Annotated in this window: 20 protein-coding genes; 7 read left to right on the top strand and 13 right to left on the bottom strand. The window is 72.7% G+C overall.

The genetic code is table 11. The features are described 5' to 3' along the window. Nucleotides 1-80 precede the first annotated feature (80 nt). Both BJY16_RS29715 and ybiA read right to left on the bottom strand, forming a co-directional pair. Nucleotides 81-431: a S26 family signal peptidase gene (locus BJY16_RS29715; protein ID WP_185042848.1), complete on the bottom strand. Its 351-nt coding sequence runs from the start codon at nucleotides 429-431 to the stop codon at nucleotides 81-83. 129 nt (nucleotides 432-560) lie between these two features. Next, nucleotides 561-1,118 (bottom strand): riboflavin biosynthesis intermediates N-glycosidase, encoded by a 558-nt coding sequence (gene ybiA / locus BJY16_RS29710; protein ID WP_185042847.1) that lies wholly within the window; start codon nucleotides 1,116-1,118, stop codon nucleotides 561-563. A gap of 414 nt (nucleotides 1,119-1,532) precedes the next feature. On the opposite strand from ybiA, the gene BJY16_RS29705 reads away from it, so the two are divergent. After that, a complete protein-coding gene (locus tag BJY16_RS29705) occupies nucleotides 1,533-1,943 on the top strand; it encodes a hypothetical protein (protein ID WP_185042846.1) in 411 nt (136 codons plus the stop codon). Nucleotides 1,944-1,955: 12 nt separating this feature from the next. Here BJY16_RS29705 and BJY16_RS29700 read toward each other — a convergent pair whose 3' ends face one another. Next, entirely contained in the window at nucleotides 1,956-2,141 is a 186-nt protein-coding gene (locus tag BJY16_RS29700; RefSeq protein ID WP_185042845.1) for a hypothetical protein, read from the bottom strand. A 197-nt stretch (nucleotides 2,142-2,338) separates the two neighbouring features. Between BJY16_RS29700 and BJY16_RS29695 the strand changes: the two genes are divergently transcribed. From BJY16_RS29695 to BJY16_RS29675, 5 genes are all read left to right on the top strand, one after another. After that, complete coding sequence (locus tag BJY16_RS29695; RefSeq protein WP_185042844.1) at nucleotides 2,339-3,319, top strand: L-histidine N(alpha)-methyltransferase; 981 nt, start codon at nucleotides 2,339-2,341, stop codon at nucleotides 3,317-3,319. 88 nt (nucleotides 3,320-3,407) lie between these two features. Then, nucleotides 3,408-4,826 carry a class I SAM-dependent methyltransferase gene (locus BJY16_RS29690; RefSeq protein WP_185042843.1) on the top strand — a complete coding sequence of 473 codons (1,419 nt, stop codon included), beginning with the start codon at nucleotides 3,408-3,410 and terminating at the stop codon, nucleotides 4,824-4,826. Nucleotides 4,827-4,854: 28 nt separating this feature from the next. Further along, nucleotides 4,855-7,455, top strand: a complete 2,601-nt coding sequence (locus BJY16_RS29685; protein ID WP_185042842.1) for a hypothetical protein — start codon at nucleotides 4,855-4,857, stop codon at nucleotides 7,453-7,455. Beyond that, a complete protein-coding gene (locus BJY16_RS29680) occupies nucleotides 7,452-7,823 on the top strand; it encodes a hypothetical protein (protein WP_185042841.1) in 372 nt (123 codons plus the stop codon). The genes BJY16_RS29685 and BJY16_RS29680 overlap by 4 nt, the downstream gene beginning before the upstream one ends. Before the next feature lie 109 nt (nucleotides 7,824-7,932). Beyond that, on the top strand, nucleotides 7,933-8,160 hold the full coding sequence (locus BJY16_RS29675; protein ID WP_185042840.1) for a DivIVA domain-containing protein: 228 nt from the start codon (nucleotides 7,933-7,935) through the stop codon (nucleotides 8,158-8,160). 2 nt (nucleotides 8,161-8,162) lie between these two features. Here BJY16_RS29675 and BJY16_RS29670 read toward each other — a convergent pair whose 3' ends face one another. The 4 genes from BJY16_RS29670 to BJY16_RS29655 all read right to left on the bottom strand — a co-directional run bounded on the left by BJY16_RS29670 (nucleotide 8,163) and on the right by BJY16_RS29655 (nucleotide 11,392). Next, entirely contained in the window at nucleotides 8,163-8,753 is a 591-nt protein-coding gene (locus BJY16_RS29670; protein WP_185042839.1) for a hypothetical protein, read from the bottom strand. 27 nt (nucleotides 8,754-8,780) lie between these two features. Then, nucleotides 8,781-9,158 (bottom strand): DUF6582 domain-containing protein, encoded by a 378-nt coding sequence (locus tag BJY16_RS29665; RefSeq protein ID WP_185042838.1) that lies wholly within the window; start codon nucleotides 9,156-9,158, stop codon nucleotides 8,781-8,783. A gap of 47 nt (nucleotides 9,159-9,205) precedes the next feature. Next, nucleotides 9,206-10,258: a hypothetical protein gene (locus BJY16_RS29660; protein WP_185042837.1), complete on the bottom strand. Its 1,053-nt coding sequence runs from the start codon at nucleotides 10,256-10,258 to the stop codon at nucleotides 9,206-9,208. Nucleotides 10,259-10,537: 279 nt separating this feature from the next. Continuing rightward, on the bottom strand, nucleotides 10,538-11,392 hold the full coding sequence (locus tag BJY16_RS29655) for an alpha/beta fold hydrolase (RefSeq protein WP_185042836.1): 855 nt from the start codon (nucleotides 11,390-11,392) through the stop codon (nucleotides 10,538-10,540). Between the two features lie 52 nt (nucleotides 11,393-11,444). On the opposite strand from BJY16_RS29655, the gene BJY16_RS29650 reads away from it, so the two are divergent. Beyond that, the gene (locus tag BJY16_RS29650) at nucleotides 11,445-12,113 is read left to right on the top strand and encodes a TetR/AcrR family transcriptional regulator (RefSeq protein ID WP_185042835.1); all 669 of its coding nucleotides are present in this window, start codon (nucleotides 11,445-11,447) and stop codon (nucleotides 12,111-12,113) included. 577 nt (nucleotides 12,114-12,690) lie between these two features. On the opposite strand, the gene chrA is transcribed toward BJY16_RS29650, so the two are convergent. From chrA to BJY16_RS29620, 6 genes are all read right to left on the bottom strand, one after another. Beyond that, nucleotides 12,691-13,848: a chromate efflux transporter gene (gene chrA / locus BJY16_RS29645; RefSeq protein WP_185042834.1), complete on the bottom strand. Its 1,158-nt coding sequence runs from the start codon at nucleotides 13,846-13,848 to the stop codon at nucleotides 12,691-12,693. A 33-nt stretch (nucleotides 13,849-13,881) separates the two neighbouring features. After that, nucleotides 13,882-14,265: a VOC family protein gene (locus BJY16_RS29640; protein WP_185042833.1), complete on the bottom strand. Its 384-nt coding sequence runs from the start codon at nucleotides 14,263-14,265 to the stop codon at nucleotides 13,882-13,884. Next, nucleotides 14,265-14,981 (bottom strand): arsenate reductase/protein-tyrosine-phosphatase family protein, encoded by a 717-nt coding sequence (locus BJY16_RS48655; protein ID WP_185042832.1) that lies wholly within the window; start codon nucleotides 14,979-14,981, stop codon nucleotides 14,265-14,267. The genes BJY16_RS29640 and BJY16_RS48655 overlap by 1 nt, the downstream gene beginning before the upstream one ends. 40 nt (nucleotides 14,982-15,021) lie before the next feature. Continuing rightward, nucleotides 15,022-15,360, bottom strand: a complete 339-nt coding sequence (locus tag BJY16_RS29630) for a YnfA family protein (protein WP_185042831.1) — start codon at nucleotides 15,358-15,360, stop codon at nucleotides 15,022-15,024. A gap of 31 nt (nucleotides 15,361-15,391) precedes the next feature. Continuing rightward, nucleotides 15,392-16,207: an MEDS and STAS domain-containing protein gene (locus BJY16_RS29625; protein WP_185042830.1), complete on the bottom strand. Its 816-nt coding sequence runs from the start codon at nucleotides 16,205-16,207 to the stop codon at nucleotides 15,392-15,394. Between the two features lie 262 nt (nucleotides 16,208-16,469). Beyond that, the gene (locus BJY16_RS29620) at nucleotides 16,470-17,096 is read right to left on the bottom strand and encodes an alpha/beta fold hydrolase (protein ID WP_185042829.1); all 627 of its coding nucleotides are present in this window, start codon (nucleotides 17,094-17,096) and stop codon (nucleotides 16,470-16,472) included. Between the last annotated feature and the right edge of the window lie 38 nt (nucleotides 17,097-17,134).

Below are 17,134 nucleotides of genomic sequence, written 5' to 3'. Positions count from 1 at the left end.
TGAGAAAGATCAGTGAGGGGCTCATGATCGGCACGGTTAGGAGGGCTGATCCGGCCGTCGGCGAGCAGCGCGGACACGGTTCAGGGCATGGGTTTCACCTTTGCCGCGGCTCGCGGGCGGGGAACGCCGTCGACCTCGGTGCAGATGCCGAAGACGCGAGCGTGGCTGGTCCAGCCGTTCACCCGGCCGCGGTTGTTGCTGATCTGGACTCGTCCGGCGGACTGGTCGAGTGCGGAGACCAGGTGCAGGTAAGTCGTGCCGGCGACTCGGGCCAGCACGATGTCGCCGACCTCGAGCTTGGCGGGATCGACCGGGGCCACGGTGACCAGCTGACGGCTGCGGATCAGCGGCACCATCGACGAACCGGTGGGCCGGAAGCGGATCACCGCTCCCCCGGCCACCCGCGTCGCGTGCGCATCCAGGGCTCCCATCGCCCGCAGTCTTCCGCCGGCGCGCCCCAGCCGCCACCGGATTACCGCGCGCGACCGAGAGGCTGCGACACGCGGGCGGCGGATGCAATCAATTGAGAACGGCGGATTGTGCGTGCGAGCAGGAGGTGGTCAGGCCCTTAGCTGGGCGCGGACTTCCATGAGGGCGAAGCCGAGGAGGTTCAGGCCGCGCCAGCGGGACGGATCTTCGGCTCGGGGGTCGTCGCGGGTCAGGCCGATGCCCCAGACGCGGTCCATCGGGCTGGCTTCGACCAGGACTCGGGTGCCGGTGCCGAGCAGGAACGTACGTAGATCGGGGTTCTGTTCGAACTTGGCCAGGTTGCCGGCGACGACGATGGGGAACCGGTGGTCGTTCCAGGTCTCCTGGTCGAACGGGGTGACACGGCCGCCGAGGGTCTTCGCCTGGCGAGGGTGGCCGGCGGCCAGGATGCGGTCGGCGGAGGCGGTGTCGCCGAAAAGGGTGGCTTTGCGCCACATCATGTAGTGCTCGGCGGTGGCGAACCGGATGCCGTCTACGGTGAAGCCCTCCGGCGACCACTGGCTCAGGCAGCTCGCGCTGACACTGCCGTCGCGGGACGGGGTGTGGCCCCAGAAGTGGACATACTTGACTCGGTGACCGGCCGCGGTGCGGGCGGCCAGGTCGGCGACACTGCGCACCTCGGCGATCATGCCGGGAAGTCTGCCGCAGGGCGGCCGGTCGCGCTCGACATTTTCCCGGCGAGGCGCTCGCGGCATGGTGGCCGCGATCGTGCTTGACGTTCCTCGCGGCCAGACGCTCGCAGCGTGACGGCCGAGCACGCTCGACGTTCCTCGCGGCGAGACCCTTTCGGCGTGAAGGCCGATCACGCTTGAGGTTCCTCGCGGCCAGACCCTCGCGGCGTGACGGCCGACCACGCACGACGTTCCTCGCGGCGAGACCCTTTCGGCGTGACGGCCGACCACGCTTGAGGTTCCTCGCGGCCAGACCCTCGCGGCGTGACGGCCGACCACGCACGACGTTCCTCGCGGCGAGACGCTCGCGGCGTGACGGCCGAGCACGCTTGACGTTCCTTGGCGGCGAGGGGCTTGCGGAGTGTTGGAAGAGTGACGGCGGTGGACACCTACGCCCTGATCATGGCGGACGCGGACGTCGGCGCGACCTACATGTATTTGATTCTCGCTCTTTGGATCTTCGTGATGCCGTTCGTGATGATCGGGCTCGGTGCTCTCAGCGGTGGCGCACGCACGGCTCGGACGCGGATCGTCGGCGTGGTTGTCTCGGTTCTGTTGATGACCTGGTTCGTCGCGTCCCTGGTGATCGCCTCGTGGCGGGGCATCGATGACCGGTACTTCTGGTCCGACGTGGTCGGTAGTTCGCTCTGCGGGCTCGCCTGGATGCTGGTTCCGTGGCTGGTCACGTTGCTGATCTCCGGCTGGCGACGGCGGCGGGCGGGGCGGCCGGGACCGGTGCCGGACGACGCGGTCCCGGTGGTGCCGGACGACAAGCTCCCGTGAGTGTGGGACGCGTCAGGGCATTGAGGCCGGCGACGGGCCGAGGACCGCAAACGCCGACGACGGGCCGAGGACCGCAAACGCCGACGGCGGGCCGAAGACCGCAAACGTCGACGACAGGCCGAAGAGGGCGCGGAGCCGCCACCACACCCCGAGGCGCGTCAACGGGGCGGCGTGCACCAGAACCAGCGAACGCTTCATGACCCTCCAGTTGCCACTCCCCGGCCCGGCCGAACCAGGCGCATGATCACCCCACCACACCGTGACCACACTGAACTCCGAACCCGCTCCACCGTCGGCAATTGCCACCGATATCCGACACGATCGTTTCAGCGACGTGGTTTCCGTCGGACGGCTATGCTTGACTTCCAGCCGAAAATGCCAAAGATGGACTACTCATGGAGCCGTTGAAAGCCCACTCCCGGCAGAGTGCGCAGGCGAACGACAGTGACCTCGAAGCGACCAAAGAGTCATCGTTCTTCGAACGCCGAGATCACCGCGACCTGGTGGTTCACGGGCTCCTCACCGGCGATCTGCCGCTCAAGTTCGCGTACGCGGGCAGCGCCGCCTTCACCCACGACGTGCTCGCCCGCGGCGCCGGCTACCAGTCGGTGACCGGCGCAGTCGGTTACGTGCGGGACGCGCTGCGCAAGGCCGGGCTGGAGGACCTCAGCCGGATCGCGGAGATCGGCCCGGGAAACGGGCTGAGTTCCCTCGGCCTGCTGGAGCTGGCCCGCGACGCCGTGACCGCGCCCCGCGAGTTCCTCGCCCTCGATTTCAGCGAGACATTGCTCGGGGTCGCCCGGCACAATTTCGCGAATCATCGGGACGATTTGTCGTTCACCGGCGAGATATGGGATGTCGAGGCCGGCCCGACGGATTTCCTGCGGAATTGGGGGCAGCCACGCGGGCCCCTTCCGGTTCTCTTCCTGGGCAACACGATCGGTAATCTGGCCGATCCGGCCGGGGCGCTGCGCGACATCCTGGACAGCATTCTCCCGTCCGATGTGCTGTTCCTCGGGGTCACCTTGCGCGCCGGCACGGCCGCCGAGCTGGTCGCGCCCTATGAGACCGAGGTGTTCCACGACGCCGCGCTGGAGCCGCTGCGGTCGCTGGGCGTGGACGCCTGGCGGCTGGAGATGACCTGGGACGAGGTGAGCGGCGCGGTCGTCGGGACGGCGGTGCTGCGGGAGCCGCGGACGGTCGCCGACCAGGATCTGCCGGCCGGGCACCGGGTGCGCTGCTTCGTCTCCCGGCGGTTCGCCGCCGACGAGGCGGAGGCGCTGGTGGAGGCGGCCGGCGGGACGGTCGGCGCGGTCACCTCGTCGCCCTCCGGCGAGCACCTGGTGCTGACCGTGACCAAGAAGCGCCCGCGGTGACGAACCGTGACCCAGAAGCGCCCGCGGTGACGACGAGCAGAGCGACGGCCCTCGGACCAGCGACCACGAAGCGAGCGGTGACCAGGACGTGAATCGGCTTCTCGACGCTGCCCGGTCCGCCCTGATCGCCCACAACCTCGCCGTCTCCGGCACCGACCCGCAGGTGATCCGGCTGCCGCTGGCCGCCACCGACGAGCTGATCCGGTCGGTGGCCCGTTCCGGCGCCACCATCGACCAGATCGTGCCGTACACCGGCCGCCGGCAGTACGAGGAGGAGTTCGCCCGGCACGCCTGGCGGCGGCACGCGTCGGCGGGGCACGACGTACGCCGGCTCTACCTGGTGCCGTACGGCACCCCGAGCCCCCGCACGGTCGAGGACGAGGTGCGCCGGGACGACGACTGCGGCATCACCGCGCACCCGGTCTACCTGGACGGTCTCTACCGCGCGGACACCGCCGAGTCCCGGGTGCCGATGACCAACGTCTGGCTGGTGGACGACCAGGTGGTGGTCTATCAGGAGCACGGCGACAGCGGCACGCCGACCTGGGTGGTCAGCGCCCGCGACGAGGACGTCCGGACCGCCCGGCAGCGCTGGGAGACGGTCTGGCCGCTGGGTTCCCGGCGCGCGCACCATCCGCCCCGGGTGGCCGAGCCGCTGCTCGACTCGGCCGACATGCTGCACGCGCTCGCCCAGTTCTCCTGCACCGGGCATTACGTCGACCGGGTGAGCTGCGCCTGGTACCACGGCGCCTGGCAGTACCTGCGGCTGTTCAACATGGTCAGCAGCCCGAACTGGCACGCGGACTTCTACGCCCGGTCGCTGCGCGAGGCGCTGCACGGGCTCGGCCGGGCCCGGGTGCTGATCACCGGTACGGCCGACTACGCCACGCTGGCCCAGGTGCTCACCGCGGCCGCCGAGGAGAAACCCGGCGCGCTGGAGATCCACGTGCTCGACACCTGCCTGACCCCGCTGCTGGCGAACCGGTGGTACGCCCGCCGGATGGGCGTGGAGGTCGGCATCCACCAGATCGACTTCCTGACCGCCGGCCCCGAGCTGGCCGGCGAGCTGGGCAGCTTCGACGTGATCGTCACGGACGCCTTCCTGACCCGGTTCCGCGCGGTCGAGGCGCTGAAGGTCTTCGCGAACTGGCGCCGCCTGCTGCGGCCGGACGGCCACCTGATCACCACGGTCCGGCTGCACGACCGGTACGCCACCGGGGAGGGACCGTCCGAACAGGTCACCGAGTACCTGTTGCGGCTCTACGAACGGGCCAAGAACTCGCATTGGCTGCTGCGAATCGACTTCGACGAACTCCGCGACGCCGCCCGTGAATACGCTCTGAAAATGATCAGCTGGACCGAACTCGGCGGCACTCCGACCATCCAGGAGCTGTTCCGGGAAAACGGCTTCACTGTGGTAGACAGTAGCGAAGGACACGTGCCCGGCGAACTGACCGAGACCGACTATCTGCGCATCATGTGCCGCGCCGACAACCGTTCCTCCTGAGGTCCGGACCGCCACCGGGGGTACGCATATGTGGAACAACGTCCTTCTCGCCGATGCGCACGATCCCGGCGAGCGGCTGGCCGCCGCCCGCGCCGACATCGAGGCGGAGCACCGGTCCTACATGAACGGTTCACCGTCGGCGATCCGGCTGACGGTCCGGCCGGTCCCCGATCGGGCGCGGCTCGACGTCGCGCTCGGCTCGGCCCGCCGTCCCGCGGCGCGCACCGTCCAGCTGAGCGTCACCGACATCGACCGCGCGCTGGAACGCCGGCTCAGTCCGCTCGCCCTGATCGCCTGCGTGCTGGCCAACCCGGGCGCGCTGACCGCCCGGGACGACTTCCCGGAGATCCGCGAGTCGCTGCGCCCGGATCCCGCCTGGCCGCCGCCCCGGGAGGCCGGCTCGGTGATCACCGAGCTGCGCGACGGCCTGGCCGCGAACCCGGATGTGGTGCTGCTCGGCTCGCGCGGGACCCGGAAGACCCGGATCGCGGCGCGTACCGCCGTGCTGTTCGAGCAGGACGGCGCGGCCACCCTGTGGCTGGACATGCGGGACCAGGGCGCCGGGGCGGAGACCGTGGCGTGGCAGCTGCTCACCGCCACCGAGCATCATCACTTGCTGGTGGTGGTCAACCAGATGCAGGCGCGGATCGGCCCGACCGACCGGATCGTCAAGTTCCTGTGGCGGCTGCGCGCCGAGTTCGAGCTGCCGATCCTGGTGCTGGGCACCGGCCAGCCGGAGATCACCGGGCGGCTGCGCGACACCTTCAAGTCGTTCGCCCAGGTGCCGGCGCGTGCCGAGGTGCCGACCGACGACGAGCAGGCCCGCACCGCGCTGTACTGGTTCGCCTGCCCGCGGCTGTTCGAGATCGAGCCGCTGGAGACGGTGGTCCGGCGCCGGTTCCCGGGTGAGGTGCTGGACCGGCTGCGCCTGGAGGGCCGGATAGTCCGGCGCGGCAGCAGCTACTACCTGGCCGCGGCGCAGGATCCGGTACGGCTGATCGGCGCGCTGCGCGGCGTCCCCGGGACGCCGGAGCCGGGCGAGTACATCTGGGAGTACCTGAAGCTGGCCGGCGCCGGCGAGGGCCGGGCCCCGCTGGAGCGGCTGGACCTGCTCGGCTTCCCCGGCTCGGCACGCCGGCCCGCCGAGCGCGAGGGCAGCCACTATCTGGCGCCCGCCTGGGACCTGCTGTTCCAGCTCGGCCGCTCCCTCGACGCGCACTGCGACACCGACCCGACCTGGGGCGACAACGTCGGCGCCGCGGTGTTCGCCGCCGAGGCGCTGGCCGAGCTGGGGCACCACCGGCAGTGGGCCCGTGTCGCCGGTTACATCCGGGACCGCTGGTCGTACGGCCGCTCCCCGGAACTGCCCGAGCCGGTCCAGGGCCAGTCCCGGGAGATGACCGACTTCGTGGAGATCCAGCAGAGCATGGCGATCGAGGACAGCCTGATCGACGGCACGTTCCTGCGCGCCGACCGGCTGCAGCTGGTGCACCCGCTGGGACGGACCGGCGGCGTCGCCGAGATGCGCGGCGAGGCGATCGACATCACCCGGTTCCACCGCACCTGGATGCTGGGCGTGCTGCTCGGCTTCGAGGGCAGCGCGCTGGACCGCTCGCCGGAGCGGATCGAGGCGCTGGTCGGCAGCGCCACCCAGGCGTGCGACCTGGACGGCTCGTTCTATCCGCGCCGGGTGGCCTGGGTGACCGCCCGGGTGGTGCTGGGCCTCTGCCAGGTCGGGCTGAACCGGGAGAACAGCGAGGTGGTGCGGCGCGCCTGCGACTGGCTGCTGCTGCCGCAGCGCGACGGCGGGCCGTACGGCGAGTGGTGGAAGGGCGGGACCGGCTCGTGGAACCGGGACGAGGCGACCACCGCCATGTGCGTGACCGCGCTGATCCGGGCCGGTGTCGATCCGCGCACGCCGCAGCTGCGTGAGGCGCTGGCCTGGCTGCGGTCGCGCACGGCCGAGTGGACCCGGACCGACCGGGAGATCGACCTGGCCCTGGTGCTGGAGGCGATCCTGCTCGGCGCCGAGGACTGGCGTTCCGCGTACGGCCGGGTGTTGAACCTGTTGCACTGGGCGAACGCCGAGTTCCGCCGGGTCCGCCAGGATCAGCCCGACCCGCGGTTCGTCCCGGAGGGCGCGCTGCGGGCCCCGTTCGCCGCGGCCCAGCTCGCCACGCTGGTGCGGGTGGCGGTGGGCCGGGAGTCGGCGGCCCTGCTGGACGAGCCCCCCGTACCGGAGCCGGAGGTGCCCCGGCAGCGCGCCGCCGCCGATCCGGTGACCCGGTTGCACGGCGCCCAGCCCGGGGTCCGTCCGCAGCCCTCGCTGCAGCAGTGGCGGCAGGCGGCCGGCGAGATCGAGGCGGCGCTGAACGGCCTGGTGCAGAGCCGGGCGGCGGCGCTGCGCCAGGACCGCCGCGGTCAGGCGGACGCGGTCCGGGCCCGGCTGCGGCACTACCGGCAGCGGCTGGAGCAGTGCCAGAGCCTGTCCGCCCAGCTGTCCCACTGGACCCCGGCGTTCGTGCTGGACGGGCTGAAACAGCTGGGTGACGAGGTGCTCGGGCCGGGGTGGGACGACGAGTTGTCGTACCCCGGGCAGGCGCCGGCCGCCGAGCGGGACCGCGGGTGAACCTGTGGGTCCGGCTGGCCCGGATGACGCCGTCGCCGAGCATGCTGAACTTCCTGGCCGGACTGCTCGCCGGTACCGGCATCAACCTGCTGACCTCGTCTGCCGTGGACGACAAGGGGCTCGGCGACCTGGTGGTGGTCGACTCGGTCGCCTGGGTGGCGGCCGCGGCCGCGCTCACCGGGATGGCGACGCTGCTGCAGAACGCCGAGCGGGACGCGGTGCCGATCCGCGAGCCGGACGAGGACGAGCGCCGCGAGCTCCAGCAGATCATGGTGGAGCGGGTGGCCCGGCGGGTGGTGGCGCTGGCCGCGGCCGCCGTCGTCGCTCTGGGCGTGGCCGTGGCACTGCTGCCCCACTTGGGCGGCTGATGCACCGTGGACCGGAACAGGAATCATCACATTCACCAGCGACAATTCCTGACGTACGACCGGAGCGCGCTCTTCCGGTAGTTGTCCGGTTCCCCTACAGTCTTCGATCATGGCGAATGACTTCACGGTGGTGCTCCGCGGCTACGACCGCGGCGAGGTCGACCGGGCGATCGCGCAGGCCGAGCAGGCGCTCGACTCGGGCAGCGAGTTCAGCCGGGCGGCGGCCCGGGACACGCTCGCCGCGGCCACCTTCATGGTCCGGCTGCGCGGCTACGACCGGGCCCAGGTGGAGGCGCACGTCAACCGGCTGAGGCAGGCGCTGAGCCAGGCGCCCTGAGGTCAGTCCCAGAAACATTCCAGGTGGTCGGACGTCTCCACGGCCTCGGCGTCCACGCAGAACTCCTCGGCGGCGGCGCGCAGCTCGTCGTCGATCTCCGGGGCCCAGACGGTCTCCAGCGAGATCCGGTAGTCCTCGCGGTCCGGAGTGACCGCATAGCCCTGGGCTGTGGTCCCCGGGTGATCGCAGACGAACTGGAAGATGTCCCACGCGGACGGGGCGGCGTTCTGCCGGTCGTCCGGGTCGAGCCATCCGCCCTCGAAGAGGACGGCCAGGCCGGCGGCGTCCACCGGACCGAAATAGCCGGCGCCGCCGGTGAAGGTCTCGCCGTTGCCCAGCAGGTCGAGGAAGGGCAGCAGGCTGTCGCGGCGGGCCGCGTCCTGGTTGTACGGGAACGGGTCCCGCGGACGCGGCCGCTCGGCGTCACACAGCGCGGGCCGCGCCGGCGAACCGACCGGCGAGGCCGGCGCGGCGGACGTGGGAGCGGCCGCCACCGGCGGGGCGGGCTCCCCCGCCGAGACCAGGGCGACGGCGGCCAGCCCGCAGGCCACGGCGACGCCGGCGGAGAGAGCGAAGGTGATCGAGCGGCGCACCCGGAGAGTATGCCGCTCGATGATCAACTAGCGCGACCCCAGGGCGCGGATCAGCTCCGCCTTGGTCATCGTCGAACGGCCGGCCACGCCACGCTCCTTGGCCTCGGCGTAGAGCTGGGCCTTCGACTTCTCCTTGGCCGACGATTTCCGGCCGGTCGACGGCTTGCCCAGCTCCCGCCAGCTCTTCTCGGTCATCTCGACGCCGAACTTGCGGGCGGCCCGCTGGATCCGGCGGAACGCCTCGTCGCGCTCCTTGTCGGTGACGTCGCGGACCTGGTCGAACCGGGCGATCGCGTTGCGGACGTGCCGGGCGTCGTTGAGTGGTTCCTTGCGCAGACGGGGGAAGGCGAACGCGCTGTCCGACATCGCGTTGCGGTCGGCGGCGTCCAAGGTCTTGGTAGCCATGACCATTCCGATACCCGCACCCTCGCGGCTCACACCGGACCGCGAGGTCAGCCGTTGAAGTCGGTCCAGTCGAAGCCCGGTTCCCGCACCTCGCACAGCGCCGACCGCTGGCGGCTCCCAACGGTCAGCCCCACCCCGTCCTCGCCCGGGAAGGTGATCGCGACGATCCCGGGAGCGACGAAGATCCGGGTCGGATCGGCCGGGAACCTCGCCGGCGCCAGCGGCACCGGGATCAGCCGCTCCAGGAACCGGTCGCACTCGCCCTCGGTCAGCTCCGCCTGGGCCGCGTAGGGCGCGGACATGACCGCCTCGATCAGGGCGAACTGGAGCAGGAATCCGCTCAGCGGCTCGGCGTCCGGTTCGCCGTCCTCGTACACCACCGGATCGTCGGCGTCGACATTGATCACCCGGGTCCAGCAGCCCTGGCTCTCGTCGGCGATCGGGACGCCGCCGAAATCCTCGTCGTACTCCAGCTCCTCGGGCCGGCGGATCTGGTCCTGGGTGCCGTAGAGGATCGGCTTGCGGGCAGCCAGCTCGTAGAAGGCCCGCAGCGGCTCGGGCAGCTCGATCGGTGGCTCCTCGCCGGGCGGCTCCGCCTCGACGTCGGCGTACCAGCCGGTCAGGAACTCACGCAGGGCGGCGACCCGGTCGTGCGGGACGTCCAGCAGCCAGCCGACGCCCGGGACCGGCTGGTCCCGCACCGGCCGCGCCAGGTCCAGGTCGCGGAACGAGAGTCGCTTCTCCAGCCGCAGGTCGAGGCCGTACAGGCCGGAGCCGGCCGGCTCGGCGCGGTCGTCCCGCCAGCTGCCGCGGCGGCGGACCTCGCGGAGTCTGCCGAGCGGGAGGCAGCCGCCCGCCAGGCGGACGAAGCCGAACCATGGCCGTTCGTGATCACCGAGCCAGTCGGTGACCGGCTCCGGGAACGGCTGCCGCACGGTGAGATCGGCCCGCCCGGCCAGCTGGCTGCCGTCCGGCCGCTCCCCCGCCGCGACGATGATCACCAGGGCCTCGTCGCCGCTGACGTAGGTGACGTCACCGGCGTCGACGACCTCCGGGGCGGCGCCCGCCCGCCGCAACGCCTCAGCTTCCGAAACCAGCACGAGCCGATCATAAAGTTCCGCACCACTCCCCTTCTCCGCCCGGCCCTTCCCACTCCGCCGTCACCGCCGGGCCGACGACAGATCAACACCACACTGGGGTACGACCAACGCCGCCCCGCTCCGGACCTCGCCTCCCCACGACCGTGAGTCCGACAGCCCCCGTCAGAACGGTCGGCCCCCGGCCGCGGTTCGGGACCGTCCGGTCCATGCCTCCCCGTAGCGACGCGGCGGTCCGGACCGTGCGGTCTCGGAGCAGGTGACCTGCTCACCCCGGCGAAGTCAGGCGCCGGCCGGCTTCGAGACGACCGGGGCGGTGAAGAAGTCGGCGAGGGCGTCGATCAAGTGCTTCGGCGCGCGGTTGAGGGCGTCGTGCCCGACCCTCGGCACCACCAGGGTGCGGGCGTGCGGCATGACCGCGGCCAGCGCCTCGTTGGTCTCCTGGAAATAGGGCGGGCCGCCGGCGCCGCAGGCCAGCAGCACCTCGGCCTCGACGCCGGACCACCGCTCCGCCGGGCCGCCGTGGCGGTGGATCAGCGTGGACTCGTCGAGCGTGGTCGGGAGCAGCTCGCCCATGGTCCTGCCGATCGACGTGCGCAGGAACAGCCGGCAGATGGCCACCCGCAGGAACAGGGGCAGGCGGGACGCCGCCGACTCGGGGTGCACGCCGGCGCCAGTGATGGCCAGGGCGCGGGCGATCTCACCGGCGTCCGCCGCCGCCCGCGCGCCGGGCAGCCAATCGAGCCAGACCAGACCGTCGACCTGGACCGCCCCGTCGTAGAGCGCGAGCCGCCCGATCGGCAGCCGGCGCGCGGCGGCGCGCAGGGCGATGAAGCCACCGCCGCTGTGCCCGATCACGTTCCGGGCGCCGGTGTGGGCCAGCAGCGCCGCGAGGTCGTCGATGTCCTGCTCGCCGTCGTACGGCTCGGCACGGGCGGCGGCGTCGGCCCGGCCACGGCGGTTGTAGAGGTGGACGGTGAACCGGTCGGCCAGGCGGCGGGCGGTGCGCCGATACACCTCGATGGTGACCCCGCCGCCGTGCACCAGGATGATGCCCGGCCCGGCGCCGATCGAGTGGAGCACGATCTCGGCGCCGTCGGCCGCCGGCACCCGCTGCACGGTCCAGTTGTCTTCCATGTCGCCTCCCTCGGTGAAACTGCGAACGGCGTTTGCAGTTTAGAGTGTAGCCGTGACAACACCCGCTGAACCAGCCCGGCAGACGGTTTGGTCCCGCCCGGCTCGGGGCCAGCGCGGCCCGGCGCCGACGCACTCCCGGGACGAGATCGTGACCGCGGCGATCGCCCTCGCGGACGCGGACGGGATCGGCGCGGTGTCGATGCGCGCGGTCGCCACCGCGCTCGACACCGGCGCCGGGTCGCTCTACCGCTACCTGTCCTCCCGCGACGACCTGCTCGATCTGATGGCGGACCGGGTGGCGGAGGAGCTGCGCCCCTACCCGGAGTCCGACGGGGACTGGCTCGCCGCGATGCTGCGGATCGCCCGGGGGCAGCTCGACCTCCATCGCAAGCATCCGTGGCTGGTGGAGGTCCTCCCCCGGCCGACCGCCTTCGGGCCGCAGAGCCTGGCCTGGTTCGACCACTGCCTGGGGGTGCTGCGACCGGTCCCGGCCGGCACGGCCGCCAAGTTCGAGGCGATCGCCATGATGATCGGCGTGGTGTCACTGTTCGCCCGCAGCGAGGCCGCCGGTCCACCCCCGGGCTTCGACGGCATCGACATGACCGCATTCCCGAACCTGATCGCCGCCATGACGGCCCCGCCCGGCCCGGCCGAACCCCGCGACCTCTTCGAGGTCACCATCACCAGCGTCCTACGCGGACTGCTCACCGAGCCCGCCTAGGCCCGACGGCCCCTGAGCAGCACGCCCGCAGCCGCTTGCCGCTCGCCGCTCGCCGCTCCCACTCGCCCCTCCCACTGGCCCTTCGTCACTCGCCGCTCGCCGCTCGCCGCTCGCCGCTCGCCGCTCGCCGCTCACCGCTCGCCGCTCGCCGAGAGCGTTCCGGCCGGCGGGCGGCGGTCTGCAGGAGGGCACGCTGGTTACCGAAGCCACCGAGGTGCGGGGGCGGCGCCTCGGGCCGGCAGGTGCGGCATCTCCGACCCGCAGGTGCGGCACCTCCGACCGGCAGGTGCGGCACCTCCGGCCAGCAGGTGCGACGACTCGACGCGACGCAGGTGGCGGGCTCCGGGCGTACCGAAAGAGCGGTGTAAACCGCTCCCGAAAGGCGGACAGCGAGGTGGGCTGGCCTGGCGGGCGGACCGGGTGAGCGGCGGAGGCGTGAGCGGCGGGACGGACGACCGGCGGACCGGGTGAGCGGCGGAGGTGTGAGCGGCGGGACGGACGACCGGCGGGACGGACCAGCGGCGAATGGCGACCGGCGGGACGGACGCGCGGCGGGACCGACGAGCAGCGGAACGGCTCAGTGCGGGAGGGCGCCGCCGGCCAGGACGATGAGGACGCCCGCGGCGGCCGCCGACGACAGGGTCAGGACCGGCCCGCGGCGGGCGGCCAAGGTGAGCAGGATCGCGCCGGCCAGGACGGCGAACTGCCACGGCTCGGCGAGCGCCAGGGTCAGCGGGACGGCGGAGCCCAGGATGGCGCCGATCGCGGCCGGGGCGGTGCCGTCGAGGAAGGCGCGGACGTGGCGGTTGGCGCGGAGGCGGTCGAAGCGGTCCGCGCCGAGCAGGATGAACGCGAATGACGGGCTGAACGCGACGAGCGCCGCGAGCAGGCCACCGGCGACACCGGCCGCGGCGTAACCGACCACGGCGACCGTGTGGACCACCGGGCCCGGGGTGATCTGGCCGAGCGCCACCGCGTTCAGGAACTCGGCGGCGGACATCCAGTGGTGCCGGTCCACCGCGTCGGCCTGCATCAACGGGATGATCACGAAGCCGCCGCCGTAGGAGAGCGCGCCGACCTTGAGGGCCGTCCACACCAGCGGGGCCAGGACACCGCCGCCGAGACCGGCCGCGGCCAGCCCGGGCAGCGACACCCTCGGGCGGCCGGGGGCGGGCAGCCGCTGGGCGACCAGTTCGACCAGGCCGCAGCCGATCAGCAGCAGGACCAGCCACGGGCCGAGAGTCGCCGCGCCGGCCGCGCCGAGCAGCAGGTAGCCGACCCAGCGGGCGCGGCTGCTCTGCTGCGGCGCCCGCTGCCAGCCGGCCGGGATCAGGCTGGTGCCGGCCTGCAGGGCCACCGCGGCGACCGCCGCGCCCGCCCCGGCGCCGGCCGCCCTGACCCAGGCCGGCGGGTCGCCGAGGAAGAGCGCGGCCAGGGCCAGGATGGCGATCAGGCCGGGCAGGATGAACGCGGCCCCGCCGACCAGGGCGCCGGCCCGGCCGCGGACCCGCCAGGCGCAGAAGATCGCCAGCTGGGTGGAGGCCGGGCCGGGCAGCAGGTTGCAGGCGGCGATGGCGTCCTCGAACTCCCGCGCGTCCAGCCACTCGCGCTCGTCGACGCAGAGCTTGCGGAGCAGCGCGATGTGCGCGGGCGGACCGCCGAACCCGACACAACCGATCCGGCCCCACTGGAGCAGGACGGTGGCGAGGTCGGCGCGTGCCTGGGTGGCGGGCACTCAGTTCTCCTCGGGACGGAACGAGCAGGGCGGTCAGGTGCCGGCCGGCTGGAACAGCTCGACCGGGTTGCCGGCCGGGTCGTCCAGGACGATCTGGCGGCCGCCCGGGCCGGTGACCACGTCGCTGCGGAACGGGACACCGCCGGCCCGCAGCCGGGCCACCTCGGCGTCGATGTCGTCGACCAGCAGGTGGATCCGGTTCCACCCGCCGGGCTGCGGGCGGCGGCCGTCGGGCATCGGGCGGCCGGCCGAACTGTCCGGGCCGGACAGCAGCAGCCGCAGGTTGCCCCGGCGGACGTCGGCGAAGGCGGGCAGGAACACCCGGTCCGGGGTGAACCCCAGGTGGGTGGTGTAGAAGTCGATCGCGGACTGCACGTCGTCGACCAGGTAGCGGACGTGCACGGTGCTGTCGGTCATCACGCCTCCTTGACGGATCCGATGAGCTGGGACAGGTGCCCGATCCGCTCGTCGAGCCGGTCGGCGACCTCGTCGAAGGTGGCCAGGTCGGCCGGCTCCGGCAGGCTCCAGTGGGTCGGGCGGCGGTGGCCGGGGAACTCCGGGCAGACCTCCTTGACCCGGTCGCACAGCGTGACCACGTGGTCGAACCGTTGCCCGGCGAACTCGTCGAGGTGCCTGGGCCGGGCCCCGGCCAGGTCGATGCCGCGGCGGGCCAGGACGGTCACCGCGTGCGGATGGAGCGGCTTGGGGTGGCTGCCGGCGCTGTGCGCCTCGACCCGGCCGGCGGTCCGCGCCCGCAGCAGCGCCTCGGCCATCGGCGACCGGGCGCTGTTGCCGGTGCACAGGAAGAGCACCCGCGCTCCGGCCGGGCAGGTGCCGGTGGGTGGGCGCAGGCGCAGGGCCGGGTGCAGCGCCGCGCCGGCCCCGGTGAGCAGGGCGGCGCACCGGGTGAGGTCGAGCGAGTAATACGTGTCGCGGCCGTCGGCGCTGCTGCGCCGGGCGGTGACCAGCTCGCTGCGGCGCAGCTTGCCGAGGTGGTAGGAGATCAGGTTCTGCGGCTGGCCGAGCAGCGCGGTCAGCTCCCGCACGGCCAGGTCGGTGCGGGCCAGCTCGCTGAGCAGCCGCCAGCGCACCGGATGCCCGGCGGCGGTCAGGAAGGCCGGTGGCGCACTCACCCCCGCAGATTACATCAAACCGATTTGATGCAATAGCGGTTCACCGGCCGGTACGCGGGGCGTACATGATCACGGCGACGCCGATCAGGCAGACGGCCGCGCCGATCAGGTCCCAGCGGTCCGGCCGGAACCGGTCGACGACCACGCCCCAGGCGAGCGAGCCGGCCACGAAGACGCCACCGTAGGCGGCCAGGATCCGGCCGAAGTTCGCGTCCGGCTGCAGGGTCGCGACGAACCCGTAGGCGCCCAGCGCGATCACCCCGGCGGCGATCCACCACAGGCCGCGCTGCTCCCGCCAGCCCTGCCAGATCAGCCAGGCGCCGCCGATCTCGGCGAGCGCCGCCAGCAGGAACAGCAGCAGCGAACGGGCGACGATCATGCCGCCGAACCTACCCGGCGGATCCGTCCGGCTAGCGGCGCGGCGGCCGGACGGCGCCGGCGGCGCGCACCAGGTCGAGCAGATCGCGCTGACTCCGGGTGGCGTGCACGGTCAGGTCACCGAGGTCGGCGACGGCGCGCGCGACCGAGGTCAGCGCACGGACGTCGAGGAAGGTCATCCCGGACACGTCCAGGATGTCGCCGGGACGCAGGCCGCGGATCAGGGCGGCGAAGGCGGTCGCGTTGGCCAGGTCGGTCTCGCCGGTCAGCCGCAGCGTCCGGTTGTCCGGCAGGCGCTGGTGGCGCAGCGGCCAGCGGCTGTCCAGCCCGGCCGGGTGGGCGCGGCAGGCCGCGGTCACCCGGTCCGGCCCGAAGACGCCGAGGTCGTAGTGGCAGAGGACGGTCAGCTCGCGGCTGGTGAACAGCGGGAACGCCGCCGCCTCGCACTCCACCAGGGCCGCCGGCTCGGCGTCGGCCGCCCAGCTCATGTCGACGCTCATCCACAGTCCGGAGTAGCCGGACGCGACCGCCTCCTCGGTCGCCGCGGCGTAGGCGGCGTGCAGATGACCGGGATCGAGCTTGCCCGGCGCCAGCTGCACCTGCCGGCTGTCCAGGACCTGCAGCCGGCCGCTCCCGGTCGCGGCGCGCAGGGCCGGGCTGCGCCCGGCGAGATAGCGCTGGACGGCGCCGAGCTCGTCACGGTCCGCCGGGCGCGGGAAGACCAGGACCTTCGCGTACGCGGTGAGCGCCTGCCCCGCGAAGTCGGCCGTGCGCCGGGCGAACTCGGCCGGGCACCTGAAGGTCGCGCTGATGTGGTCTCCGGGCTGGACGGTAAGCAGGACGATCACCTCCTCAGGGCCGCGATCACAGCCTGACGGACCGGTGAGGGCTCGGTAATCGTGAATTGGGTCAGCGCCGGACCGTCTTACCGGCCGGATTCACCCTATCGCCGTCATCCGATCGTCCGAGCTGCCGCCGAGCGGCCGTGACCTGCGCGTTCCGGCACATTGGTGGGTGCGGTGGCCGTACCGGAAATCGCTCTGACCGGAACCAGCGGCGGTCGGGGTGTCGCGGTTGTCGCGGATACCCGCCACAGGTCGGCTTCCCGTCCTATGAGAGCAGATAGGCGGCCAGCTCGCCCGGGCGGCTCAGCGCCGGGGTGTGCCCGCCGTCGATCTCGTCCGGGGTGACGCCCAGCCGCTCCCGGGCCACCCGGCGCACGAATTCCGGCGGCAGCAGCCGGTCGTCGCGGCAGAGCAGCACCCTGGTCGGCACGTCCGGCCAGGCGCGCAGCGGGAACGGCTCACCCATCCGGGCGGTGGACTGGTCGCGGGAGCGCCGCTCGGCCTCGGCCGTCAGCTCCGGCGGGACGTCCTGGTAGAACAGGTCGTCGTAGCTGCCGGCCGGCTGGTAGTCGGTGCCGGTCCAGTAGGCCTCGGGCGGCTCGCCGGGGCGCGGGATCAGCGGCGCCACCAGCACCAGCCGCTCGACCGGGAGCCGGTCGGCGACCAGCGGAGCAACAAAAGCGCCGAGCGACTGGCCGACCACGATCAGATCGGTCCGGTCGCCGACCGCGGCGACCACCGCGTCCGCATACTCCGCCAGGCCGGCCGTGTCGTCGTCGCAGGGCAGGTCGGGCGCGACGGTGTCGTGGCCACGGGCCCGCAGCTCCGCCTCGACCAGGTGCCAATACCACCCGACGTCGCCGGCGCCATGGATCAGCACGAAGGTCGCCATGCGCTCCAGCCTACGACTCGCCGGGAACCGTGCCCGGC

It is taken from the genome of Actinoplanes octamycinicus (assembly GCF_014205225.1).
GTDB classification, from domain to species: Bacteria; Actinomycetota; Actinomycetes; order Mycobacteriales; family Micromonosporaceae; genus Actinoplanes; species Actinoplanes octamycinicus.
The sequence above is the reverse complement of the archived record's forward strand: the minus strand, read 5'-3'. Positions and strand labels throughout refer to the sequence as shown.